Below are 24,487 nucleotides of genomic sequence, written 5' to 3'. Positions count from 1 at the left end.
CGGCGTCCGGCGACGGGCGAAGATCCCACCAGGGGAATGAAGGAGTCTCAGAAAATGCCGGTATCGGTCACCATGCCCCGGCTCGGCGAGAGCGTCACCGAGGGCACCGTCACTCGCTGGCTCAAGCAGGAGGGCGACACGGTCGAGGTCGACGAGCCCCTGCTCGAGGTCTCGACCGACAAGGTCGACACCGAGATCCCGTCGCCCGCGGCGGGTGTGCTGAGCCGCATCGTGGTCGGCGAGGACGAGACCGCCGAGGTCGGCAGCGAGCTGGCCGTCATCGCCGGTGAGGGCGAGTCGACCGGCGGTGGCGAGGCCGCCCCGCAGGAGCAGCAGCAGGCGCCGGCCGAGTCGGTCGAGCCCGCCGCCGAGCCGACCGCCGCCGCCGAGGGCACCGCCGACCAGGTGGCGCAGGACGAGGCCCCGGCCGAGGCGCCGGCTCCGGCCGCCGCGTCGTCGGGCGAGGGCACCGCGGTCAAGATGCCGGCCCTGGGCGAGAGCGTCACCGAGGGTACGGTCACCCGCTGGCTCAAGCAGGTCGGCGACACCGTCGAGGTGGACGAGCCGCTGCTGGAGGTCTCCACCGACAAGGTCGACACGGAGATCCCGTCGCCGGTCGCCGGCACCGTGCTGGAGATCAAGGTCGCCGAGGACGAGACCGCCGCGGTCGGCGCCGACCTCGTGGTCATCGGCGTCGCCGGTGGGGCCCCGGCCCAGGCGAAGACCGAGCCGAAGCCCGAGCCGAAGGCGGAGGCCGCGCCGGCCCCCAAGGCCGAGCCGAAGCCGGCGCCGAAGGTCGAGGAGCCCACCCCGGGCATGTCGTACAACGAGCCGGCCGCCGAGGCGGAGGCGTCGGCGCAGCCGGCGAAGGCCGAGCAGGCCGCCCAGCCGTCCGCGCCGACCGCCGCGCCGCAGCGCCCGTCCGCGCCGGCTCAGGGTGGCGAGGAGGCGGCCGGGTACGTCACGCCGCTGGTCCGCAAGCTGGCCAACGAGCACGGCGTGGACCTGGCCGCGCTCAACGGCACCGGTGTGGGTGGCCGGATCCGTAAGCAGGACGTCCTCGACGCGGCCGAGAAGGCCAAGGCCGCGGCGGCCACGCCGGCTCCGGCGGCACAGCCCGCCGCCAGTGCGGCGACCCCGGCCAAGCCGGCCGCGAAGCCGCAGCCGAGCGGCAAGCGGGGCACCACCGAGAAGCTCCCCCGGATCCGCAAGGCGATCGCCAACCGGATGCAGGAGTCGCTGCACGAGATGGCGCAGCTCACCACGGTGGTCGAGGTGGACGTCACCCGGGTCGCGAAGTTGCGGGCGCAGGCGAAGGACTCGTTCGTGCAGCGGCACGGCGTCAAGCTGTCCTTCCTGCCGTTCTTCGCTCTCGCCGCCGTCGAGGCGCTGCAGACCTACCCGATCGTCAACGCCCAGTTGGACCTGGACGGCGGCACGATCACCTACCCGGCCGCGGAGCACCTCGGCATCGCCGTGGACACCGAGCGGGGCCTCGTGGTGCCGGTCATCCACAACGCCGGTGACCTCAACCTCGGTGGCATCGCGAAGCGGGTCGCCGACCTGGCCGAGCGGACCCGGACCAACAAGATCAGCCCGGACGAGATCGCCGGGGCGACCTTCACGCTCACCAACACGGGCAGCCGGGGCGCGCTCTTCGACACCCCCATCGTGCCGAAGCCGCAGTCGGCGATGCTCGGCACGGGTGCCGTGGTCAAGCGGCCGGTCGTGGTCAACGACCCGGACCTGGGCGAGGTCGTCGCGGTCCGGTCGATGGTCTACCTGGCCATGTCGTACGACCACCGACTGATCGACGGCGCCGACGCGGCCCGCTTCCTGAGCGCGGTGAAGGAGCGGCTGGAGGCCGGCAACTTCGAGTCGGAGCTGGGCCTGGCCTGATCCGTCGTAACGCCGAAAGGGGCGCCCCGGTCATCGACCGGGGCGCCCCTTCGTCTGTGCCGCTCAGCCCTTGAGCAGGTCGGTTGAGACCTTCCACAGCCGCTCGGCCGCCTCCGGGTCCAGCGCGTAGTCCGCGACGCCCGTCCGCGTGTCGGGTCGGGCCGGCGCGGCCTGCTGGCAGTCCTCGAAGTAGCGTCCGCCGACCTCGTCGAGCAACGGGGACGCGGCCACCAGCACCGACGTGGCGGCGCCCTGCTCGACGGTCTTCCAGGCCGCCGCGTTGCCGGCGCGCAGGCGGTTCAGCTCCTCCTCGCTGACGTAGCGCTGGAGGTTGGTGCGGATCGCGCCGGGCATCAGCGAGTTGGTGTAGATGCCGTCGTCGGCCCAGCGGCGGGTCGCCTCCACGGCGAAGAGCACGTTGGCCGTCTTCGACTGCCCGTACGCCTGCCAGGGCTCGTACTCGCGGCGGTCGTACTGGATGTCCTCGAAGACGACGGGCGAGCGCAGGTGGGCGGCGGAGCTGACCGAGACGATGCGGGCCCCGTCGGCGGCGGCGAGCGCCGGGCGCAGCCCGGTGGCGAGCGCGAAGTGCCCGAGGTGGTTGGTGGCGAACTGCATCTCCCAGCCCTGCGGGGTGCGGCTCAGGGGCGCGGCCATGATGCCGGCGTTGTTGACCAGGATGTGCAGCGGGCCGTCCCAGTTGGCGACGAAGTCGGCGACCGAATTCTGGTCGGCTAGGTCGAGCGGGGCGACCAGGACGCGGTCGTTGCCGGTGGTGCCGGTGATGTCGTCGGCGGCCTTCTGGCCGGCGTCGGGGTTGCGGACGGCCAGGGTGACCTCCGCGCCGGCGCTGGCCAGGGCACGGGCGGTCTCCACACCGATGCCGGACGACCCGCCGGTGACGATCGCCCGTCGGCCGACCAGGTCCACGCCCCGGATCACGTCCATGGCGGTGGAGTCGTGGGCGAACGACGTGGTGATCGGGTTGCTCGTCGTCATGATCCATCCTTGTCCGAGCTGGGGGCGGGCCGGTCGGCCCGCCGGTACGATGGAAGCGGAGGATCCTCCGCTGCGGTCGAGACTAACCGGAGTTGCCTCCGCTTGCCATGGCCGGTGCGTTACACCCACTCAGCGAGGAGGAGACGGTGCCGGAGTCCAGCCCCCGCCCACTGCGGGCGGACGCGCTGCGCAACCGTGAACGCCTGCTTCGGGTCGCGGTCCAGGCTCTTTCCCGCCCCGGGCCGGAGGTAACGCTCGACGCCATCGCCCGCGAGGCAGGGGTGGGCATCGGCACCCTGTACCGCCACTTCCCCACCCGCGAGGCGCTGATCGAGGCGGCGTACCGCAACGAGCTGGCCCGGCTCTGCGACGCCGCGCCGCGGCTACTTGACCAGTTGCCGCCCGACCGGGCGCTGCGAGACTGGATGTCCCGTTTCACCGACTACCTCGCCACCAAGCGGGGCATGGCCGACGCGCTGCGCCTCGTCATCGCGTCCGGCGCCAACCCGTACGCGCAGAGCCGCGACCTGCTGCTGGCGGCGCTCGACCAATTGCTCGCCGCAGGGGTCGCGGCGGGCACCGTCCGAGCCGATGTCGCCGCCGGTGACGTGCTGGCGGGCCTCAGTGGCATCTCCCTGGCCGCCGGCGAGCGCGCCCAGGCCGACCGGCTGCTGGACCTACTGATGGACGGACTGCGCTCCCGCGACGCGGGCTGACCCGTTCCGTCCTCCGACCAGGCCGGACGCTGCCAGAGTGGGACCGTGGGCGGTAACCGGCGGCGCGGACAACTGGGACCCGCCGTCCCCATCGCCCCCGGGGCCCGGGTGGACAAGTTCGAGGTCTTCTTCGACCTGGTCTTCGTCTTCTCGTTCTTCATCATCACCCGCGCGACGGCCGCGAACATCTCCGGTCGCCAACTGCTGCACGCCGCCCTGGTTCTCGCCGTGCTCTGGTGGATCTGGGTGGTGCACAGCCTGGTCGCCACCCGGGTCCGGCTCGGCGAGGGCTACGTACCGGCGCTCATGGTGATCTCGATGGTCGCGCTGTTCGCGTTCGCGCTGGGGCTGCCGCAGGCGTTCAGCGAACCGGGAGGCAGCGCCGCCGGGCCGATGCTGGTGGCCATCAGTTACGTCGTGGTGCGAGGCATCCACTGGATCCTGTACCAGCACGTGGTGCGGGACAGCCCGCAGGAGCGACGCCAGCTCCGACGCTTCGCCCCGGAGCTGGCGGTGAGCATCCTGCTGCTGCTCGCCGCCGCGTTGATCCCGCCGCAGATCACCGACCCCGACCGGGCCGCCCTGGTCCGGGACGGGCTGTGGATCGCCGTGGTGGTGGTGCAGTACGCCACCGGCTTCATCGTCGGCACCTGGGGTTGGGGGGTGACCAGCGCGGAGCACTGGACCGAGCGCTACGACCTCATTCTGATCATCGCGCTCGGCGAGTCGATCATCTCCACCGGAGTGGGCGGCAACCTGCTCGGCAAGCCGGTCACCTGGCCGGCGGTGGCCGCCGCCGCGCTCGGCATCGTGATCACCGCCGCGCTCTGGTGGGCGCACTTCGACTTCGTCGGGCCCGCCGCCCGGATCGCCCTGCACGCGGCGGAGGGCGCTCCCCGGGTGGCGATGGCCCGCGACGCGTACGCGTACCTCTACCTGCCGATGATCGCCGGGGTGATCCTCTTCTCGATCGGCAACGAGGAGATCCTGCACAAGATCACCGACCCGGCCGGCGGTATCGCGGAGAAGGTCGAGGGGCCGGCCGTGCCGATGCTCTTCGGCGGGTTGATCACCTACTTCGCCGTCAACATGCTGTTCCAACTACGCACGCTGCACACCGCCACCTGGAGCCGAGTGGGCGTCATCGTGGCGCTCACGGTGGCCCTGCCAATCGGCCTGCACCTGCCGGCGCTGGGCGCGCTCACCCTGGCGACCGTGATCTGCGTCGGGCTGGTGGCCGTCGAGGTGCTGGTGATGGCGGACTCCCGGCACGCGCTGCGGTCCGCCGTGTTCCAGGAACGGACGACGCACGAGGCGCACGAGGCGGCGTGGCGTGCCCGCTGGCACGACGTCCGGGAGCCCGACGAGCCGACCACGCCCTGACGATTCCGGTCTAGAGTGTCGGACAGCGTCGCGGTGTACCCGGCACGATGGCCGCCGAGGGCATGGAGGCGCGGGGACGCAGCATGAGGACGAACGTGCACCCAACGGGTTCACCGACCGATCGGCTCGCCGCCGTCGGCAACCAGATGATCGAGATCCACCTCTGGCTCCGCACGGAGCTGGCCCGCCTCCGGGCCAACCTGGACACTCCCTCGCGGGACCTACGGGCCCACTGCCTGACCTTCTGCGCCGCGCTCGGCCGCCACCACAGCGGCGAGGACGCGGGCGCGTTCCGGGTCCTGGCCGACGAGGTGCCCGAGCTGCGCCCGGTCCTGGCCAACCTGATCGTCGACCACGAGGTGGTGGCGGGGATCCTCGCCCGGGTCGAGGAGCTGCTGGGCGACGACCGTCCGCTGCCGACCGCTCAGGTACGCGCCGAGCTGGACGGGTTGGCCGCCCTGCTGGAGACACACTTCCGCTACGAGGAGAAGCGGCTGGTCAGCGCGTTGAACGCGCTCGCCGGCCGGCCCGGGACAGCCGAGCAGTTGCTCGGCCTGACCGCGCCGGGCTGAGCCGCACGTCGGCGGCGCGCGCCGGGCTGAGCCGCACGTCGGCCGCGCGCGCCAGGCTGGCCCCCCGCGATCACCGGCCCCCGTCGGGGGCGGGCGGGCCGGGCAGCCGCTCGTAGAAGCGGATCTTCTCCCGCAGATGGTCGTACTGACGCCGCAGCAGGCGCATCTGCTCCTCCACCTGCGCCGCGTGCTGTTGCAGCAGCTCACGCCGCTCGTCGACGGTGTGCTCGCCCGCACGGGCCAGCGACGCGTACCGGCACATCTGGGCGATCGGCATCCCGGTGTCCCGCAGGCAGCGGAACAGCAGCAGCCAGCTCAGGTCGTCGTCGGTGAAGACGCGCTGGCCACCCGGCGTACGACCCACGTCGGCCAGCAGGCCGATCTTCTCGTAGTACCGCAGGGTGTCCAGGCTGAAGCCGCTGCGCCGGGCGGCCTCGGCGGGGGCGTAACCGGTCATGCCCCGGATGCTAGCCAGCCCTTGACCTGGAGCGCACTCCAGATTGGAGGCTGTTCCGCATGACGACGACACGCACGCTGGGACGCAGCGGCATCGAGGTGAGCGCGATCGGGATGGGATGCTGGGCGATCGGCGGTCCGCTCTGGGGAGACGGCGGGCAGCCGTTCGGTTGGGGCGAGGTCGACGACGACGAGTCGATCCGTACCATTCACCGGGCTCTCGACCTCGGCGTCACCCTCTTCGACACGGCCAGCAACTACGGCGCCGGGCACAGCGAGCGCGTCCTCGGCCGGGCCCTCGCGGGCCGCCGGTCCGAGGCGGTGATCGCCACCAAGTTCGGCAACGTCAGCGACGAGGACACCCGACGGTGGCTCGGCACCGACGCCAGCGGAACGTTCGCCGTCCGCAGCCTGGAGGACTCGCTGCGCCGCCTCGGCACCGACCACGTCGACCTCTACCAACTGCACATCAACGAACTGCCGACGTCCGCCGCGCTCGACCTGGTCGACACCCTCGAGGGCCTCGTCGACCAGGGCAAGATCCGGGCGTACGGCTGGAGCACCGACAACGCGGCCTCGGCGGCGGCGTTCGCGGCCGGCGGACCGCACTGTGCCGCCATCCAGCACGACGAGTCGGTGCTGAACGACAACGCGGCGGTCCTGGCCGTCTGCGACCGCCACGACCTGGCGAGCCTCAACCGGGGGCCACTGGCGATGGGGCTGCTCACCGGCTCGACCCGGGCGCCCGGCGCGGACGACGTACGCGGCCGGGCGCCCGGGTGGTTGCGGTGGTACACCGACGGCCGTCCGACGCCGGAGTGGGCGGCCCGGGTCGAGCAGGTCCGCGCGGCGCTCACCGCCGACGGACGGACCCTCGCCCAGGGCGCGCTCGGCTGGCTGTTGGCCCGCAGCCCACGGACGGTGCCGATCCCCGGTCTGCGCACCGTCGCCCAAGCCGACGAGAACCTGACAACCCTGAAGCTGGGCCCCCTCCCCCCAGAGGCATACGCCGAGGTAGAACGCCTCCTGTCCGACCTACGCCCCTGACCCGACCTCGTCGATCTTGCGCTTGCTGTCCCGACAGAACGGACCTTCCCGGGCAGAACGGCGACACTAAGTGCAAGATCGGCGAGGAGTGGGGCCGGGGCGCGTCCGGGAGTGGGGTTTTCGACGAAGATAACGGCATGCGGATCCTCATGGCCGGCGCGTCCGGCTTCCTCGGCACCCGACTGGGCGACCGGCTCGTCGCCGACGGGCACCAGGTCACCCGACTCGTGCGACGCGCGCCGCGCGAGCCGCACGAGCGGCAGTGGGACCCGGCGGCCGGCCAGCTCGACCCGGCCGTGGTCGCCGAGTCGGACGCGGTCATCAACCTGGCCGGCGCGGGCGTCGGCGACAAGCGCTGGAACGACGACTACCGGCGGTTGATCCGTACCAGCCGGGTGGACAGCACCACCACGCTCGCGACGACGATCGCCGGCCTCCCCGACAGCGACCGACCCCGGGCGCTGCTCAACTCGTCCGCCGTCGGCTGGTACGGCAACACCGGCGACCGGGTGGTCGAGGAGGACGCCCCCGCTGGCGACGGTTTCCTGGCCGACGTCTGCCGGGTGTGGGAGGCCGCGACCCGACCGGCCGAGGACGCCGGGGTACGCGTGGTCCGACTCCGCACCGGCCTGCCGCTGCACCGCGACGGCGGTCTGCTCAAGCCACAGTTGCTCCCGTTCAAGCTGGGCATCGCCGGGCGGCTGGGCAGTGGGCGGCAGTGGCTGCCGTGGATCTCCATGCGGGACTGGCTGGACGCGACCCTCTTCCTGCTGGCGCACGACGAGATCGCCGGCCCGGTCAACGTGGTGGGCCCGAACCCGGTGACGAACGCCGAGTTCACCCGCGAGCTGGCCCGTCAACTGCACCGCCCGGCGATCATCCCGATCCCCGCCCTGGCGCTCAAGGTGGCCCTGGGCGGCTTCGCCCACGAGGCCCTCACCAGCACGAGAGTCCACCCCAAAGTCCTGACGGAAGCCGCCTACCCCTACCGCCACCCCACCCTCCCCGAGGCCCTGAAGACGGCCCTCCAGGACTGACCAGCCCCGCCGCCATTCGCGTTGATCAAGAGGTTTGCGTCATCCGGGTGCCGGAATCTGACGCAAACCTCTTGATCAACGGGGTCTAGCCTCGGCGTCGCGGGGTCAGCAGCCGATCACCCAGTAGTTGGGGGCGGTCTGCTTGAGGGTGCTCGTGTAGAAGGTGTTGTAGAGGCCCATGCGCTGGTTCGAGCCGTTGGCGTAGGCGTAGCCGCCGGACTGGTACGCGCGGCCGGCCGTCACGTGGGCGTAGTTGGTCGCCGTCACACAGGTTGGCGGCGTGGTCGGGGTCGGGCTCGCCGTGGGCGACGCGGTGGGGGTGGGCGACGCGGTGGGGGTTGCGCTGGCCGTGGGGGTGGGAGACGCGGTGGGGGTGGTGCCGCCGTTGTTCAGGCCGAAGAAGAGCGCGTCGCGGTACGTCGAGCAGATGGTGTCCAGGAAGTACGCGGCGGCGGTGCCGCACTGGTCCGCCCCGGAGCCCGGGTCGACCGGCGTTCCGTGGCCCATGCCGGAGACGCGGTAGAGGCGTACCTCGTCGTTGCCGTACACCTCGAGGCTGGTGTTGCCCGGCAGCGACGACGTGCTGGTCGGCGTCTGCGAGATCCCCCGCACGTTGGTCCACTGGTCGCGTGACTCAGTGCCGTTCAGCGGGGTCACGGTGGTGTCCGACGTGCCGTGCCAGATGGCCACCCGGGGGCGGGGGCCGGTGTAGCCGGAGTAGGCGCCCCGGACCAGGTCGCCCCAGGCCGCCGGCGTCTTGTCCGTGCCCGGGTTCATGCAGCTGAACGCGTTGACCATGCTGGTGGCGCAGCGGTACGGGATGCCCGCGATGATCGATCCGGCGGCGAAGACGTCCGGGTAGGTGGCCAGCATGACGGCGCTCATCGCCCCGCCCGCGGAGAGCCCGCTGACGAAGACCCGCGAGCCGTCGACGGCGTAGTTCGCCTTGGCGTGGTCGACCATCTGCTTGATGGACAACGCCTCGCCCTGGCCCCGGGCGGTGTCGCCGGCCTCGAAGAAGTTGAAGCAGGAGTTGGCGTTGTTGCCGGCGGGCTGCTGGGCGACGATCAGCGCGAATTTCCACTGGTCGGCGTACTTCTGCCAGCCCGAGTTGGCGAAGTAACCGGAGGCGTTCTGGACGCACCCGTGCAGCAGCACCACGGCGGGGGAGTTGGCCGGCAGGTTGTCCGGCCGGTAGGCGTACATGGCGAGGTTGCCCGGGTTGGAACCGAACCCGGTGACCTGGGTGAGGCTGGCGGCCTGGGCGGGCGTGGCGAGGGTGAACGCGCCCGCCACGGCGAGGACGAGCCCGGCGACCGCACCGGTCAGCCGGGTGAGGAGGGACGAGGAGCGGCGCACGGAGGCCTCCTGACGGGGCAGACTGTGAACTGGGTCACGGTCAAGTTGCCGAGACGTTACGACGGTGTGTCCCCGGCCCGATATGGGGCGCGTTCACACATTTACGACAGCCGTTGTGTACGCCGAACTCCCCCCACCACGGCAACACCCGGAGCCGACAACAACCGCCGGTCTGACCGGCTCGTCCAGATCCGATTGGTAACGTCCGCTGCGTGCCGTCCTCCCCGTCGCTGGCCACCGGGCCCGCACCAGCGTCGTCACCGCGTACCCATCGGGACCTCCGGGCCGACCTGATCGTCGTGCTCGTGGCGCTCGCGCTCGCCGTCTGGGTGACCAGTGGGCTGTGGCGGGACCCGAACGTCCGCACGATCACCGTCAACTCCAGCGACCAGGCGCTCTTCGAGTGGCTGCTGGCCTTCGGTGGGCACGCGGTCACCCACGGGGAGAACCCCTTCTTCACCTACCTGATCAACGTCCCGGACGGCGTGAACCTCGCGGTCAACACCTCGATCACGGTGTACGCGGTGGTCTTCGCCCCGCTCACGTACCTCGTCGGGCCACCGGTGACGTTCCTCGTGATCCTCACCCTGAACCTGTTCGCCACCGCGCTGGCCTGGTACTGGCTGCTCTCGCGGCACCTCGTCCGCAGCCGCCTCGCCGCCGCCGTGGGCGGCCTCTTCATCGCCTACTCCCCCGGCATGGTCTCGCACGCCAACGCGCACCTGAACTGGACCGCGGGCTGGCTGGTCCCGCTGTTGATCTGGCGGCTGTTCGCGCTGCGGCGGCCCGGGAACTGGCTGCGCGACGGGGTGATCCTCGGCGTGCTCGTCGCGGTGGCCTTCTCGATCGCCGCCGAGGGCCTGTTCTTCGCCGCTCTGGCGCTCGGCGTGTTCGTCGCCGTCTGGGCGTTGCACCCGGCCCACCGGGCCGAAGCGCGCGCCGCGCTACCCACGTTCCTGCGCGGGCTCGGTGTGACCGCCGTGGTGGCCGGCGTGCTGCTGGCGTACCCGCTGTGGTTGCACTTCGCGGGGCCGCAGCGGTTCCACGGCACCGGCTTCGACCCGGTGATCCACTCCGAGGACATCGCCGCCTTCGCCGCGTTCCCGCGCCGGTCGCTGGCCGGGGAGGTCGGACTGGGGACCGCGCTGGCGCCGAACCCCACCGAGGAGAACTCGTTCTTCGGGGTTCCTCTGCTCGTCCTCGCCGTGGTCTGCTTCGTCGCGCTGTGGCGACGCGCCGACCCCGGCCGCCGGGCGGTTCTCTGGGCGCTGGGCGTCGTCGCGGTGATCTTCTCGGTGCTGTCCTTCGGGCCGGTCGCGAAGGTCGACGGGCGGCGTACCGACCTGCCGATGCCGTTCGACATCCTCGGCCAGTTCCCGGTGGTGAACGCCGCGTTGCCCGCCCGGCTGGCGCTGGTGGTGGCCCCGGTGATCGGGGTGCTGCTGGCGTACACCGTCGAGCAGTTGCGCACCTCCCCACCCCGGCACCGCTCGACGGAGCTGGCCTGGGCGATCGGCTTCGCGGTGGCCCTGCTGCCGCTGCTGCCCACCCCACTGCTGACCGACGAGCGGGAGCCGATCCCGGCGTTCATCACCTCCGGCAACTGGCGGCAGTACGTCTCCGACGGCAACACGTTGACCCCCGTGCCGCTGACCGTGGACATCTATCCGGACGGCCAGCGCTGGCAGGCGTACGCCCTGTCGCACCGCCAGGGCGAGTTCGCCATTCCGGGCGGCTTCTTCCTCGGACCCGGCGGGCCGGACGGGCGCGGCCGGATCGGTCCGGTGCCACGCACCCTGAGCGCGCTCATGGACCAGGCCGGCCGCACCGGGCTGGTGCCGATCATCACCGACGGCACCCGGTCGGAGGTCCAGTCCGACCTGCGGCACTGGCGGATCGAGACGCTGGTCCTCGCCGACGCGGTGCACGGCGCGAAGTTCGAGGTGGACGAGGCGGCGGTCCGACGTACCGCCACGGCGCTGTTCGGCGAAGCGCAGCGGGTCGACGACGTCTGGCTCTGGCGCATTCCCCCGGCCGGTCGGTAGGAACGGCGCAACCGGACGGGACACCCGCACAGACTTTCATCGCGTCTAATGGCCCGATGGGAATGATGGGCCGCCAACTGGGGCGCGGGGTCGCGGCGGCTGGCGCGCTGGCCCTCGTGGCTCTCAGCGCGCCAGGCGTTACGCCCACGGCCAGCGCTGCCGTCGACCCCACAGCCAACGTGGTGCCGACCCGGGTGCACAACCCCTGGCTGTGGCAGGCCACCGTGGGGCAACGGCCCGCCGGTCCGGCGGCGCTGGTGTTCTTCACCGACCGCACCCGCTACTTCGAGTCGACCGGGGTGGTGGTGGCCCGGGACGGCGCGTACCGGCTGATCCCGATCGGCATCGGCGAAGGGCACGGGCTGCTCTCCCCGGACGGACGGCACTATCTGCGGCCACAGTCCGGCGAGTTGCTCGACCTCACCACCGGCCGGCAGAGCCGCCCCATGACCGTCGGGGTGGACGCGCTGGCCTGGTCGCCGGACGGGCGGCGCGTATTGGGCACCCGCAGCAACGACGACGGCGTGATCACCTACGGGCCGGAGAACCAGCAGCTCAACGATCCGGAAAAGTCCGACGACCTGCTCGTCGTCGACCCGTTCCAGGGCGCCGAGCGGGTGGTCGACATCGGCACCTTCACCCAGCACACCGCGGCGGCCTGGTCACCCGGTGGCGACCTGATCGCGGCCACCGGCTGGCCGGACGTGCCAGCCCGATTCGCCGAACGCCAACGACTGGTAGTCGTCGACCCGACCGGCGGCGCCCCTCGTTGGCAGGTCGACCTGGGCGACAGGCGGATACTTGCCGGGCCGGCCGCCTGGCATCCCGACGGCCGGCGGCTCGCGCTGCTCGCCTTCGACGGCTGCGCCGGGCCCAGGTGCACGTCCGAGCAGATCGCGGCGCGCACCTGGCGAGTCGAATTTCTGGACGCGGCCACCGGCCAAGCTGTCGGAACGGCCCTGCCGGCGGGCACCTCGGTGAGCGGCATCCTCGGCTGGCGTGGTGCCGACCCCGTCGTGCGCTACCTCAGCGACACGGAGCAGGACACCGACCGGCGTGCCACCCTCGCCGCGCTGTCGCCCGACGGTCGTCGCGAGGTGCTGGTGACCACGCCGGGCGGGTCGACCGACCTGATAGTGCCGGGCGACCTGCTGATAAGAGCCGCGTTCGGCGGGCCGGAGCCACGGCCGTCACCGTTCGCCGCCTCGCTCTGGGTGTACCTGACACTGGCCGCGCCGACGCTGTTGGCGTTCGTCCTCGTCATGCGGCGCATGCGTCGTCGCCGCATTGCGAGCGGTCCCGCTTCGGCGTGACAACGACCTCCCGAGTGGTTCAGCGTGGGCCCTGGTGAGACGTCTCACCAGGGATTCGAACCGTGCGCGGGACTAGGCTGGATGCCGTGACGACGACGACCCCCGGCCTGACGGCCGTCCGCGCCGGCCTGCTCGACTACCAGGCTGCCTGGGACGAGCAGCGGCGCCTGCACGAGTCGGTGGTGGCCGGCGAGCGCGGCGACACCGTGCTGCTCCTGGAGCACCCGAGCGTCTACACCGCCGGAAAGCGCACCGAGCCGTGGGACCGTCCCATGGACGGCACCCCCGTCGTCGACGTCGACCGTGGCGGCAAGATCACTTGGCACGGCCCGGGTCAGCTCGTCGGCTACCCGATCCTGCGGCTGCCCGACCCGGTGGACGTCGTCGCCTACGTCCGCCGGACGGAAGACCTGCTCATCGGCGTGTGCGACGAGTTCGGGCTGACCGCCGGCCGGGTCGAGGGGCGCAGCGGCGTCTGGGTGCCCGAGGACGACCGGGGGCCGGCCCGCAAGGTCGCCGCCATCGGCATCCGCGTCGCCCGAGGCGTCACCCTGCACGGCTTCTCGATCAACTGCGACTGCGACCTGGCGTACTTCGACCGGATCGTGCCCTGCGGCATCCGCGACGCCGGCGTCACGTCGCTCACCGCCGAACTGGGCCGTCCGATCACCGTCGCCGACGTGCTCCCCGTGGTCGAGCGCCGCCTCGCCACCCTCGTCGAGGTCTGAGCCCGCACGGGCCGACGTCACCGGACGCCGACCCGTGCCCCCGCTCACGGCGTCAGGCGGTGCAGGTCCCGTGGGAACGCGGTGACCTCCCGGACGTTGGCCGCGCCGACCAGCCGGGCCACGAACCGTTCCAGACCGATGGCGAACCCGCCGTGCGGCGGCATGCCGTGCCGGAACGCGTCCAGGTAGCCGGCGTAGGGCTCGACCGGCTCACCCCGGGCCGCCAGCGCCGCCAGGTAGTCGGCGTGCCGGTGCAGCCGCTGTCCCCCGGTGACCAACTCCACGCCGCGAAAAAGCAGGTCGAAACCGTTCGAGTACGCGGGCTGCGCCGGGTCCGGATGGGTGTAGAAGGGCCGTTTCGCCATCGGGTAGCCGGTGACGAAGAGGAAGTCGGACCCGTGTTCGCGCAGCGCCCACTCGCCGAGTGCCCGTTCGTGGGCGGGCGCGAGATCCGGCTCGTCGGCGGGCGCGCCGGCGATCGTCAACGCCTCGGTGAAGTGCACGGCCGGGATCTCCGCCGGCACCTGCGGCGGCGTGACGCCGAGCGCGGCCAGCGCGCCGCCGGCCCGCTCGCCCGTCGTGCCCAGCATCTGCGCCACGGTGTCACGCAGTACGCGCATCACGTCCCGGTGGTCGGTCACGAAGCCCAGCTCCGCGTCGAGCGACGTGTACTGCGCGAGGTGCCGCACGGTGTCGTGCGGCTCAGCCCGGAAGACCGGCCCCACCTCGTAGACGCGCTCGAAGACGCCGACCATCAGTTGCTTGTAGAACTGCGGCGACTGGGCCAGGTACGCGGGCCGGCCGAACCAGTCCAGCGCGAACACGTTCGCCCCGCTCTCCGTGCTGGAGCTGACCACCTTCGGAGTGTGGATCTCCACGAAGTCGCGCGCGTCGAGCGCGGCACGGAAACCGGCCACCGCCGCCGCCGAGATCCGCAACGCGGCCGACCGGGTGGGGTGCCGCAGCGCGGTCGGCGCGTTGTCCAGCTGGGTGGGCAGGCTCGCGGTGAGCGCCGGCCGGTACAGGTCGAACGGTGGCGGCACGGCGGGCGGTCCGAGGGGACGTACCGTCGGGTCGGTCAGCTCGACCCCGGCGGGCGCCGTGGTGTTCGACGTGGCCGTGCCGACGACCTCGACGACCGTCTCCTCGGTCAGTTTCTCCAGCTCGGCGCGGACGGCCGGGTCGGTGACGACCACCTGGGCCAGGCCGGCCGCGTCGCGCACGATCAGGAAGGCCACCGACTTGAGCAGTCGGCGTCGGTGCACCCAGCCGGCGATCCGCACGGTCGAGCCGATCTCGGCGGCCAGGTGGTGGGACAGGGTTCGTCGCATGGCGGACTCCTCGGTCGTTCGCCACGCCGTCGCCGCCCGGGGGAAGCGATGCGTCGCGTCAGCCCCAGGGAGGTGTGGGCGAGCGGGAACCTCGCGGTGCCACCACACCTTCACCCCCGCCGAAGCGGAGGCCTCGTTCGTCGCCTGGTGACCGGGGCCAGCCGGGCGGGCTCTACTAGGCGTTAGGAAGGTGCCCTTCCTCTACCGCAGGCGTTAAGAAGGGGCCCTTCCTTACCGTTCTTCCCGCAGCTCGGGAGGGTCTTCACGCCCCGGCGCCAGACCGCCTCTCAGCACCGGCGGCTCTCTGCGCTGGCGGGGTCGGGGTGCTACTCGGCTCCGTCGTCGCTGTTGCCGGCGACGCTAACATCCCGACCGGGAGCGTGTGACGCCATTTTTCGGCTTACCGGTGTCCGGCGTCACAACGTCAGCGGCGTGATGCCGGTCGCCTGACGCACATAGACGGCCACCATCCGGCGTAGGCTCGTTTTCGTGACGATCGAGCACTCCGCGCCGACGACCGGCCAGGCAGCGCGTACCGCAACGGCCGCCCCCGAGGGGCGTCGCCTGCTGCGTATCGAGGCGCGCAACGCCGAGACGCCGATCGAGCGCAAACCACCGTGGATCAAGGTCAAGGCCAAGATGGGCCCGGAGTACACCCAGCTGCGCGGGCTCGTCTCGCGCGAGGGTCTGCACACCGTCTGCCAGGAGGCCGGCTGCCCCAACATCTACGAGTGTTGGGAGGACCGGGAGGCCACCTTCCTCATCGGTGGCGACCAGTGCACCCGGCGCTGTGACTTCTGCCAGATCGACACCGGCAAGCCGGCCGAGTTCGACGCCGACGAGCCGCGTCGGGTCGCCGAGTCGGTCGTCTCGATGGGCCTGCGCTACGCCACCATCACCGGCGTCGCCCGCGACGACCTGCCGGACGGCGGCGCGTGGCTCTACGCCGAGACGGTCCGGCAGATCCACGCCCTCCAGCCGGGCTGCGGCGTCGAGCTGCTGATCCCGGACTTCAACGCCGTCCCCGAGCAGTTGGCCGAGGTGTTCGGCTCCCGCCCGGAGGTGCTGGCGCACAATGTGGAGACCGTGCCGCGCATCTTCAAGCGCATCCGGCCCGCGTTCCGCTACGACCGCTCCCTGGACGTGATCCGGCAGGCCCGCGCCGACGGCCTGGTCACCAAGAGCAACCTCATCCTGGGCATGGGCGAGGAGCGGGCCGAGGTGTCGCAGGCGCTGCGCGACCTGCACGAGGCCGGCTGTGAGCTGATCACCATCACGCAGTACCTGCGCCCCTCCCCCCGGCACCACCCGGTGACCCGCTGGGTCAAGCCGGAGGAGTTCGTGGAGCTGCGCGAGGAGGCCGAGGAGATCGGCTTCGCCGGGGTGATGAGCGGGCCGCTGGTGCGCTCGTCGTACCGCGCCGGCCGGCTCTACCAGCAGGCGATCGACGCCCGCGCCGCCGCCACGGTCGCCACCGCGGGCTGACCCGCCGACAGCGCCGCACGGACCGTGCGGCGCCCGAGTGTCATGATCGTGCGATGACCGCCGGGGTACGCGACCAGCCGCGCGGCGCGGATCGACCGCGTCCGCGGCCCGGCGCGCGCCTCGGCCCGGTCGGCTGGCTCACCGGGCTGGCCCTGCTCGCCGGGGTCGGCTACCGGCTCTGGCTGCTGGGCCACGCCACTCCGCCGACGAACAGCGACGAGGCCACCATGGGGTTGGCCGCGCTGCACATCGCCCGGGGCGAGGACTTCCCGGTCTGGTTCTACGGCCAGCAGTACATGGGCACGCTGGAGGCGTACCTGGCCGCACCGGTGTTCGCGCTCGCCGGCCCGTCGCTGGTCGCTCTGCGGCTGCCCACGCTGGCGCTGTACGCGCTGTTCCTGCTACTGGCCTGGCGGCTGACGCTGCGGTTGACCGGGGACCGCTGGTTCGGCCTGCTGGTGGTTGTCCTGCTCGCCCTCGGGGCCGACCGGGTCGTCAAGAACCAGTTGATCGCCGGCGGCGGCTATCCCGAGATGAACGCCGTCGGCGTGGCGCTCGCCCTGCTCGCCGTGGACCTGGCCGCCGGCCGACCCGGTTGGCGGCTGACGCGCTGGGCGACCTGGGGATTCCTGGCCGGCCTGATGCTCTGGGTCGATCCGCTGGTGCTGCCGTACGTCGTGGCGACCGGAGCGGTGCTCGTCGGGTTCTGCCACCGCGAGCTGCGCGGTCGGGCCGGCGCGCTGGTCGGGGTGGGCGTCCTGCTGGGGGCCGCCCCGCTGCTCACGGACAGCCTGTTGACCGGCCGGAATCCGGTGCACGCGGTGCTCGCCGCGGGTGGTGCCGACGCCACCGCCGGGTGGGCCGCCCGGCTGCACGGCGGGTTGCTGGTCGGGCCGCCGCTCGGGATGGGCTTCTGCGACCCGGGCGCCTGCGCCACCTGGCAACTGTGGTGGGCGTACGCGCTGCCGGTGTTGCTCATCGTCGCGGCCGGCACGGCCTGGCGCGCCCTGCGCCGCCCAGCGGCTCCGGCCGACCCGGGCCGGGTGTCATCCCGCGTCGCGGGGGCGGTGCGACTGGCTCTCGTGTTGGCCGCGGTGGCGACGCTCGTCGCGTACACCGTGAGTAGTTCCTCCGGCCTGACCCCGGCGGAGAGCGCCCGGTACCTGTCCACCCTGCTCATCGCCGTGCCGGCGCTGCTCTGGCCGGTCTGGACGCTGGCCCGGTCGGGGTCGACGGCGGCCCGGCCGGTCGCGCTCGCCGTCCTGGCCGCCACGCTGCTCACCACCGCCTGGGCCACCGCGCAGGCGGCGCGGACGGCCCCGGCGACCCGGGCCGCCGAGACCCGGCACGCCGCGCTGGTGACCACGCTGCGTGACCTCGGTGTACGGTACGTGCGCGCCGGCTACTGGACCTGCAACCGTCTCACCTTCGCCAGCGCGGAGCGGGTGGTCTGCGCGGTCGTCAACGACGACCTGCGCCCCGGCTTCGACCGCTACCCCGCGTACCGCCGCGAGGTGGAGCGCGCGGCGGCGCCCGCCTGGGTGGCGCCGACCGGGTCGCCGCTGGCGGCCCGGCTCGACGCGCGACTCGGCGCGGGCCCGGACGCCCTCGACCTGGTCACCCTCGACGGCTGGCGGATCTACCTGCCGCGCGGCTGACGGTGGCCGCTGACGGTAGCCGCTGCCGTCAACGCTGGGTGGCGGGCTCGGCCAGCAGGCCGAGGCGGTGGGCCAGCGCGGCGGCCTCCCCCCGGTTGGTGACGTCCAGTTTGGCGATGATGCGGGAGACGTGCACGCTTGCCGTCTTCGGTGAGATGAACAAGCGCTCGGCGATGCGGCTGTTGCTGTGCCCCTCGGCGACCAGCCGCAGTACCTCCCGTTCCCGGGACGTCAGCACATCCGGGCCGGCCCCGCCCGCGCCCGCCCCGCGCAGACCGACCCGCCGCGCCAGGGTGGCGGCGGCCCCGGCCAGCGGCGTCGCGCCGAGCCGCCGGGCGATCTCGGCCGCCTCGGTGATCGCCGCCGACACCTCGTCCCGCTCGCCGGCCAGGGCGGCGGCCTCGGCCAGCGCCAGCAACGCCCGGCCCAGCGGGTACGGCTGCCCGTCGGCCCGCCACGCCCGCACCGCCGTCCGCCACGCAGGCAACGTCTCATCGTCGGCCGCCAGCAGCGCGTTGACCTGGTCGGAGTGCGCCCGAGCGGCCGGGTGCCGCGCCGGCAGGTCGGCCGCGAGCGCGGCCACGGCGGCGGCCAGCTCGACGTCACCCGTGCGGGCGGCGGTACGCGCGGCAGCGCTCAGCACCGGCCAGCCCTCGCGGGGTAGCTGCGGCAGGCTCCCGTCGGCCACCGCGACGCGAGCCGCGCGTACCGCCTCGGACACGTCGTCGGCGGCCAGCGCGGCCTCGATCCCCAGCTCGTGCAGGGGCAGTCGGTGGTTCGGCCACAGGTAGGGCCGGCCGAGGAAGGCCAGCGCGCGCTCGACCAGTTCGTCGGCGCCCGGGTGCGCCCGGGCCAGCCGCAGACCGGCGCACACCTGGAGCCAGTGCAGGCCGGTCACGCCGGACAGGTCGATCCGGGCCGCCTCGGCGCACACCGTCTCCGCCTCGTCCCAGCGGCCCAAGGCGATCAGCGCCTCCGCCCGGTTGGACAGCAGGTACGCCCCGGTCGAGCGGCTGATCCCCACCCGCCGCGCCTCGGCCATCCCGGCCTCGGCCGCCTCGGCGGACTCGGCGTAGCGGCCCGCCTCGCAGAGCAGGTCCGACTGGAACACCTTGGCGAGCACCAAAGCCGGCACGTCACCGGACGCGCGCGCCGCCGCCTCGGCGCGGTCCAGCTCCGCGAGCCCTCGTCCGTCGTCCCGTTCGCCCTGGCAGAGCAGCGCGATCCGGGTCGCGAGCAGGGCCGGTTCCGCGCCCAGCGCCTGGGCGTCGGTGGCAGCCTCGGCCGCCACCCGCGCGGCCTGCGCCGCATCGATCTTGACCAGGTGGGTGGCGATGTCGGCGAGCAGCCGGACCCGCTCGACACCGGGCGGACCGCCGGCCGCCAGGCGGTACGCCTCGTCCAACTCCCGCCTGCCGTCGCTCTTGCCCAGCAGGGCCATCAGTCGGCCCCGCTGGTTGAGCAGGCGGGCGGCGCGCAACGGCGCGGCGTCGGCGTCCACCTCGGCCAGTCCGGCGCGGGTCAACGTGATGGCCCGGCTGAAGTCGCCGGCCGTCACCGCCGCGTCCAGCGTCTGCTCCAGCAACGCCAGATGGTCCATGCCCAGCAGGTCGGCCGCGTCCGGCACCAACTCCCACAACTCCAACGCCCGCTCCAGCAGGCGGCGCTGCTCGGCGTAGGCGTACCGGTCGGCGGCGGCGCAGGCCGCGACCCGTGCGGCGACGAGGGCCCGGGGGTGGTCGTGCGCCGCGTACCAGTGGTGGGCGATCTCGGCCGGGGCGCGGCCGGCGACGACCAGGTGCGGCTGCGCCTCGATCGCGGCGGCGAACCGCGCGTGCAGCCGGGCGTGCTCGCCGGGCAGCAACTCGTCGTGCACGGCCTCACGGACCAGAGCGTGCCGGAACTCGTAGTCGCCGTCCCGGTCGGCCACCACCAGTTGGGCCGCGACGGCGGCGCGCAGCGCCTCCTCCAACTCGGCCTCGGGCAGGCCGGCGACCTCGGCGAGCAGATCGTGGGCGAAGCGCGTGCCGCCGGCCGCAGCGATCCGCAGCACCCGCTGGGTCGGCTCGGGCAGCCGGTCCACCCGGGCCAGCAGCAGGTCACGCAGCGTCTCGGGGATCGCCGCGCAGCCGATCGGGTCGCCGGCCACCGCCAACTCCTCGATGAAGAACGGGTTGCCCTGCGTACGCTTGTGCACGTCGTCGACGGCACGCGGTGCCGGCTCGCCGCCGAGCAGGTCGGCGAGGATCGCGGCGGTGCCGTCGCGGTCCAGCCGGCCCAGCTCGACCCGTTCGACACCGCGGGCCCGGTCCAGCTCGGCGAGGAACGGGCGCAGCGGATGCCCCCGCTGCAGCTCGTCGGTGCGGTACGTGCAGACCAGCAGCAGCCGGCCCGGCCGCGCGGCCCGGACCAGGAAACCGATCAGATCCCGGGTGGACCGGTCCGCCCAGTGCAGGTCCTCGATTACCAGCAGCAGCGGCCGAACGTCGGCGAGCCGCTGGAACAGCTCGGCGACCAGGTCGAACAGGTATCCACGCGGGGCGTCGGTCAGCGGTCCCGTTCGCGACAGGGTCGACGCCGTCGGCGTCCGGCCCAGCTCCGGCAGCAGACGGGCGAACTCCGCCTCGAAACCGGCGAAGACCTCCGGGCCGTCGGCCCGCAGCACCGCGCGCAGCGCGGCGGCGAACGGGGCGAACGGAAATCCCGCCTCCCCCAGTTCCAGGCACTGGCCGACCAGCACCCGGGTGCCGGAGGCGGTGGCCAGGGCCGCGAAGTCCTCCAACAGCCGGGTCTTGCCCACCCCCGCCTCACCACCCACCAGCACGGTGGCCGGCTCGCCCTTGCCGGCCCGACCCAGCGCGTCGTGCAGGGCCGCGATCTCGCGCTGGCGGCCGACAAGGACGGAACTCGCGGCACGGAGGGTCACGCGACCGAGCATGCCATGACCGGACGACACCGCGACCCCGCCGGCCGGCCCGCGCCATGGCGGCCCGGCCGGCGGTCGCGGCCCCGTCCCGCCGCCCCCGTTTGGCGACGGGACGGGCCGGTCGGCCGTGTCGGGTGGCGCGGTCGCGGTCACCGGCGGTCGTCGCCCGTGCGGCGGACCGGCTGGCGGCGGCCGGTCCAGGTACGGCCGCCCCGGCGCGTCATCGAGCGGGCCAGTCGCTCCGCGGCGGCCTCGGCCCGCAGCTCGGCGGCCTGGGTACGGTGCAGGGAGAGCAGGAAGTCCACGTCGTTGCCGAACATGTCAGGCTCCTTCGTCGCGTCGTCGTTCGCTGCCGACAACTCTTCGCGTGAAGGCCCCAACCCGGCATGGGCACACCGCCTCATCTCTCCCAGCGGCACCCTCCTTACTCGCCCGATCCGGGCCGCTGAGGGGACGTAAGGTACTCAGCCGGGCGGCACCCGGACGCGGATCAACCCGGGCGACGGGGACCACTAGACTCTGCGGCATGGCAAAGCCCCAGGAGAAGGTCTCGTTCGGCCAGCGGCTGAAGCAGATCGGGATGGTGTTCCAGTTCACCGCCAAGCAGGACCGGTGGTTCGCGCCGCTGGTCGCCGCAGCGGTGCTCATCCCGCTCGCGCTCACCGTGGTCGCGGTGATCCTCTGGGGCTGGATCTGGCTGCCGCTGGGCATCCTGTTCGCCCTGCTCGCGGTGCTGATCGTGCTGAACCTGCGGTCCAATGCGGCGATGATGAACGCCGCCGAGGGGCAGCCCGGCGCGGCGGCGCAGATCATGGACAACATGCGCGGCGACTGGCGGGTCACGCCGGCCGTCAGCTCCACCACCCAGATGGACATGGTCCACCTGGTGATCGGCCGGCCGGGCGTGATCCTGCTGGCCGAGGGCAACCCCCAGCGCGTACGCGGCCTGCTCGGGCAGGAGAAGCGTCGACTGGCCAAGGTCATCGGCTCCGCCCCGCTGCACGACTACGTGATCGGCCAGCAGGAGGGCGAGCTGCCGATCCGCAAGCTGCGCAACACCCTGCTGCGGCTGCCCCGCGCGCTCAGCGGCAAGGACGTCAACGCGCTGGACAGGCGCCTCAAGGCGCTCACCGCCCGTCCGCAGATGCCCAAGGGCGCGATCCCGAAGAACATGCGCCCGCCGGGCGGCGCCCGTCAGCCGCGACGCTGACCTCGTACCCGAAGAGAGCCGGACCCCCACGGGTCCGGCTCTTTTTCGCACGCCCTCGGGCCCCGGGCCCAAGATCTGCGCACCTTCCCCGATGTTGCTGCCTCCGACGCGCGGGAAGCAGCAACATCGGGGAAGCTGTGCGGATCTTGCGGGGCCCGGCCGAGCCGCGTCGGTCCCGGGAGGCGGGCAGTGCTCGGGCGTCAGGCGCGGGGGGCGTCGACGACGACCGAGTCGACGAGCCGGTCGTGTACGCCCCGGCGGTGCTGGTCCATGATCAGCGCGGGGACGACGAGCGCCAGCAGCACGCCCCGGGCCAGCGCGCGGAGCACGCCGATCCGACCCCCGTCGTGCCAGTTCACGCAGCGGACCTTGGTGATGTACATGCCCGGCGTCTGGGCGAACAGGCCGAGGAAGAGGCCGTACTCCAGGATCAGCACGAGCACCGGCGCCCAACCGTCGCGTACCGGGTCGGCGAAGATGTTGGCCACCAGCAGGCAGAGCACCCAGTCCACGATCAGCGCGCCGAAGCGCCGGCCCAGGCTCGGCGGGGTGAAGGTCGGGTCGGTGGCCGGCGCTGCCGGGACGTGCGGATTGGTCACAGCGATCAAGGGTATCCGCGTCCGAATCGAGGCCACCGAGGAGCCATCGGGGAGCCGTCGAGGAGCCGTCACCACAGCGTGCCGATTCGGGCCAATGACCTCAAGTGTCATTACACTGGCACAGCCGGTACGACGTTCGCGCAGGCTGAGTGCGTGGACAGGAGCATCCCTGACGCTCCGCGAGGGACGTAACACGGCAGAAACACTGAAGACATGGCCGGGCAACTCCCCGGCCATAGCGTCCCCAGGACGCTAGCCACCCGTGGACGTGCCAGGAGGATGTGTGTTCGCCAATCCCGAGGAACTGCTGCGATACCTCAAGAACGAGGACGTGAAGTTCGTCGACGTGCGTTTCTGTGACCTGCCCGGTGTGATGCAGCACTTCAACCTGCCGGTCGAGTCCGTCAACGACGACCTCTTCACCGACGGCCTCGCGTTCGACGGTTCGTCGATCCGCGGTTTCCAGGCGATCCACGAGTCGGACATGCTCCTGCTCCCGGATGTCGCCACCGCGTTCATCGACCCGTTCCGCGCGCAGAAGACGCTCGCGCTGAACTTCTTCATCCACGACCCGTTCACCCGCGAGGCCTACAGCCGCGACCCGCGCAACGTCGCGAAGAAGGCCGAGGCGTACCTGGCGGCCAGCGGCATCGCCGACACCGCCTACTTCGGCGCCGAGGCGGAGTTCTACATCTTCGACTCGATCCGCCACGAGACCTCGGCGCACCAGTCGTTCTACTACATCGACTCGATCGAGGGCGCCTGGAACACCGGCCGCGATGAGGCGGGCGGCAACCTCGGCTACAAGACCGCCTACAAGGGCGGCTACTTCCCGGTGCCGCCGGTCGACCACTACGCCGACCTGCGCGACTCGATCGTGCGCCGCCTGGTCGACACCGGCTTCACCGTGGAGCGCTCGCACCACGAGGTCGGCACCGCCGGCCAGTCCGAGATCAACTACAAGTTCTCGACGCTGCTGCACGCCGGCGACCAGCTCCAGCTCTTCAAGTACATCGTGAAGAACGAGGCCTGGGCCAACGGCAAGACCGCCACGTTCATGCCCAAGCCGCTCTTTGGTGACAACGGCTCCGGCATGCACACCCACCAGAGCCTCTGGCTCAACGGTGAGCCGCTGTTCTACGACGAGACCGGCTACGCCGGCCTGTCCGACACCGCTCGCTGGTACATCGGCGGTCTGCTGCACCACGCGCCGTCGCTGCTGGCGTTCACCAACCCGACGGTCAACTCGTACCGTCGCCTCGTGCCCGGCTACGAGGCCCCGGTCAACCTGGTCTACTCGCAGCGCAACCGCTCCGCCTGCACCCGCATCCCGGTCACCGGCGCCAACCCGAAGGCCAAGCGCGTCGAGTTCCGCGTGCCGGACCCGTCGGCTAACGTCTACCTGGCCTTCTCGGCCATGATGATGGCCGGCCTGGACGGCATCAAGAGCAAGATCGAGCCGCCGACGCCGATCGACAAGGACCTCTACGACCTCCCGCCGGAGGAGTGGGGCGACGTCAAGCAGGTTCCGGGCTCGCTGCCGGCCGTGCTCGACTCGCTCGAGGCCGACCACGACTACCTGCTCGAGGGTGGCGTCTTCACCCCCGACCTGATCTCCACCTGGGTCGACTACCCGGTCACCCGAAGCCGACTGCAGCAGTGCTTGCTCAGCGATCAGATCGGCGTCGACGGCGACGGCCGCCTTGACCTAGTCGAGAACGGCG

Annotated in this window: 20 protein-coding genes; 13 read left to right on the top strand and 7 right to left on the bottom strand. The window is 72.4% G+C overall.

Annotated elements, in window-relative coordinates; genetic code table 11:
• Positions 1 to 54 precede the first annotated feature (54 nt).
• The gene (gene sucB, locus AB0I89_RS16345; protein WP_357126663.1) at positions 55 to 1,899 is read left to right on the top strand and encodes a 2-oxoglutarate dehydrogenase, E2 component, dihydrolipoamide succinyltransferase; all 1,845 of its coding nucleotides are present in this window, start codon (positions 55 to 57) and stop codon (positions 1,897 to 1,899) included.
• Between the two features lie 63 nt (positions 1,900 to 1,962).
• On the opposite strand, the gene AB0I89_RS16340 is transcribed toward sucB, so the two are convergent.
• On the bottom strand, positions 1,963 to 2,898 hold the full coding sequence (locus AB0I89_RS16340; RefSeq protein ID WP_357126660.1) for an SDR family NAD(P)-dependent oxidoreductase: 936 nt from the start codon (positions 2,896 to 2,898) through the stop codon (positions 1,963 to 1,965).
• 146 nt (positions 2,899 to 3,044) lie between these two features.
• Here AB0I89_RS16340 and AB0I89_RS16335 point away from each other — a divergent pair, with 146 nt between their 5' ends.
• The 3 genes from AB0I89_RS16335 (at position 3,045) to AB0I89_RS16325 (ending at position 5,569) form a co-directional block, all read left to right on the top strand.
• Positions 3,045 to 3,614, top strand: coding sequence for a helix-turn-helix domain-containing protein (locus AB0I89_RS16335; RefSeq protein WP_357126657.1), 570 nt, complete (start codon positions 3,045 to 3,047; stop codon positions 3,612 to 3,614).
• Positions 3,615 to 3,659: 45 nt separating this feature from the next.
• Positions 3,660 to 4,997, top strand: a complete 1,338-nt coding sequence (locus tag AB0I89_RS16330) for a low temperature requirement protein A (RefSeq protein ID WP_357126653.1) — start codon at positions 3,660 to 3,662, stop codon at positions 4,995 to 4,997.
• A gap of 83 nt (positions 4,998 to 5,080) precedes the next feature.
• Positions 5,081 to 5,569 carry a hemerythrin domain-containing protein gene (locus AB0I89_RS16325; protein WP_357126650.1) on the top strand — a complete coding sequence of 163 codons (489 nt, stop codon included), beginning with the start codon at positions 5,081 to 5,083 and terminating at the stop codon, positions 5,567 to 5,569.
• Positions 5,570 to 5,639: 70 nt separating this feature from the next.
• Here AB0I89_RS16325 and AB0I89_RS16320 read toward each other — a convergent pair whose 3' ends face one another.
• Positions 5,640 to 6,026, bottom strand: coding sequence for a MerR family transcriptional regulator (locus tag AB0I89_RS16320; protein ID WP_357126647.1), 387 nt, complete (start codon positions 6,024 to 6,026; stop codon positions 5,640 to 5,642).
• Positions 6,027 to 6,085: 59 nt separating this feature from the next.
• Between AB0I89_RS16320 and AB0I89_RS16315 the strand changes: the two genes are divergently transcribed.
• On the top strand, positions 6,086 to 7,072 hold the full coding sequence (locus tag AB0I89_RS16315; protein ID WP_357126644.1) for an aldo/keto reductase: 987 nt from the start codon (positions 6,086 to 6,088) through the stop codon (positions 7,070 to 7,072).
• Between the two features lie 137 nt (positions 7,073 to 7,209).
• On the top strand, positions 7,210 to 8,109 hold the full coding sequence (locus AB0I89_RS16310; RefSeq protein WP_357126641.1) for a TIGR01777 family oxidoreductase: 900 nt from the start codon (positions 7,210 to 7,212) through the stop codon (positions 8,107 to 8,109).
• A gap of 105 nt (positions 8,110 to 8,214) precedes the next feature.
• Here AB0I89_RS16310 and AB0I89_RS16305 read toward each other — a convergent pair whose 3' ends face one another.
• Positions 8,215 to 9,468, bottom strand: a complete 1,254-nt coding sequence (locus AB0I89_RS16305) for a PHB depolymerase family esterase (RefSeq protein ID WP_357126638.1) — start codon at positions 9,466 to 9,468, stop codon at positions 8,215 to 8,217.
• A gap of 212 nt (positions 9,469 to 9,680) precedes the next feature.
• On the opposite strand from AB0I89_RS16305, the gene AB0I89_RS16300 reads away from it, so the two are divergent.
• The 3 genes from AB0I89_RS16300 (at position 9,681) to lipB (ending at position 13,554) form a co-directional block, all read left to right on the top strand.
• A complete protein-coding gene (locus AB0I89_RS16300) occupies positions 9,681 to 11,513 on the top strand; it encodes a DUF2079 domain-containing protein (RefSeq protein ID WP_357126635.1) in 1,833 nt (610 codons plus the stop codon).
• Between the two features lie 56 nt (positions 11,514 to 11,569).
• Positions 11,570 to 12,826: a hypothetical protein gene (locus AB0I89_RS16295; RefSeq protein WP_357126632.1), complete on the top strand. Its 1,257-nt coding sequence runs from the start codon at positions 11,570 to 11,572 to the stop codon at positions 12,824 to 12,826.
• Positions 12,827 to 12,912: 86 nt separating this feature from the next.
• The gene (gene lipB / locus AB0I89_RS16290; protein WP_355241494.1) at positions 12,913 to 13,554 is read left to right on the top strand and encodes a lipoyl(octanoyl) transferase LipB; all 642 of its coding nucleotides are present in this window, start codon (positions 12,913 to 12,915) and stop codon (positions 13,552 to 13,554) included.
• A gap of 44 nt (positions 13,555 to 13,598) precedes the next feature.
• Here lipB and aspS read toward each other — a convergent pair whose 3' ends face one another.
• Positions 13,599 to 14,885 carry an aspartate--tRNA(Asn) ligase gene (gene aspS, locus AB0I89_RS16285; protein WP_357126629.1) on the bottom strand — a complete coding sequence of 429 codons (1,287 nt, stop codon included), beginning with the start codon at positions 14,883 to 14,885 and terminating at the stop codon, positions 13,599 to 13,601.
• Positions 14,886 to 15,374: 489 nt separating this feature from the next.
• Between aspS and lipA the strand changes: the two genes are divergently transcribed.
• Together lipA and AB0I89_RS16275 are read left to right on the top strand one after the other, a co-directional pair.
• A complete protein-coding gene (lipA, locus tag AB0I89_RS16280) occupies positions 15,375 to 16,370 on the top strand; it encodes a lipoyl synthase (RefSeq protein WP_357126626.1) in 996 nt (331 codons plus the stop codon).
• A 53-nt stretch (positions 16,371 to 16,423) separates the two neighbouring features.
• On the top strand, positions 16,424 to 18,028 hold the full coding sequence (locus tag AB0I89_RS16275) for a hypothetical protein (RefSeq protein ID WP_357126623.1): 1,605 nt from the start codon (positions 16,424 to 16,426) through the stop codon (positions 18,026 to 18,028).
• A 28-nt stretch (positions 18,029 to 18,056) separates the two neighbouring features.
• Here AB0I89_RS16275 and AB0I89_RS16270 read toward each other — a convergent pair whose 3' ends face one another.
• Entirely contained in the window at positions 18,057 to 20,954 is a 2,898-nt protein-coding gene (locus tag AB0I89_RS16270) for an AAA family ATPase (protein ID WP_357126620.1), read from the bottom strand.
• A 149-nt stretch (positions 20,955 to 21,103) separates the two neighbouring features.
• Positions 21,104 to 21,274 carry a hypothetical protein gene (locus tag AB0I89_RS16265; protein WP_357126617.1) on the bottom strand — a complete coding sequence of 57 codons (171 nt, stop codon included), beginning with the start codon at positions 21,272 to 21,274 and terminating at the stop codon, positions 21,104 to 21,106.
• A 206-nt stretch (positions 21,275 to 21,480) separates the two neighbouring features.
• Here AB0I89_RS16265 and AB0I89_RS16260 point away from each other — a divergent pair, with 206 nt between their 5' ends.
• The gene (locus tag AB0I89_RS16260; RefSeq protein WP_355049339.1) at positions 21,481 to 22,164 is read left to right on the top strand and encodes a DUF4191 domain-containing protein; all 684 of its coding nucleotides are present in this window, start codon (positions 21,481 to 21,483) and stop codon (positions 22,162 to 22,164) included.
• A gap of 200 nt (positions 22,165 to 22,364) precedes the next feature.
• On the opposite strand, the gene AB0I89_RS16255 is transcribed toward AB0I89_RS16260, so the two are convergent.
• Positions 22,365 to 22,703, bottom strand: coding sequence for an RDD family protein (locus AB0I89_RS16255; RefSeq protein WP_357127298.1), 339 nt, complete (start codon positions 22,701 to 22,703; stop codon positions 22,365 to 22,367).
• Positions 22,704 to 23,046: 343 nt separating this feature from the next.
• On the opposite strand from AB0I89_RS16255, the gene glnA reads away from it, so the two are divergent.
• Positions 23,047 to 24,487, top strand: a 1,441-nt coding sequence (gene glnA / locus AB0I89_RS16250; protein WP_357126613.1) for a type I glutamate--ammonia ligase, incomplete at its 3' end; no start/stop codon positions are given.

Source organism: Micromonospora sp. NPDC049801, assembly GCF_040656575.1.
Taxonomy (GTDB): domain Bacteria; phylum Actinomycetota; class Actinomycetes; order Mycobacteriales; family Micromonosporaceae; genus Micromonospora.
This window is presented reverse-complemented; position numbering and strand designations above follow the sequence as displayed.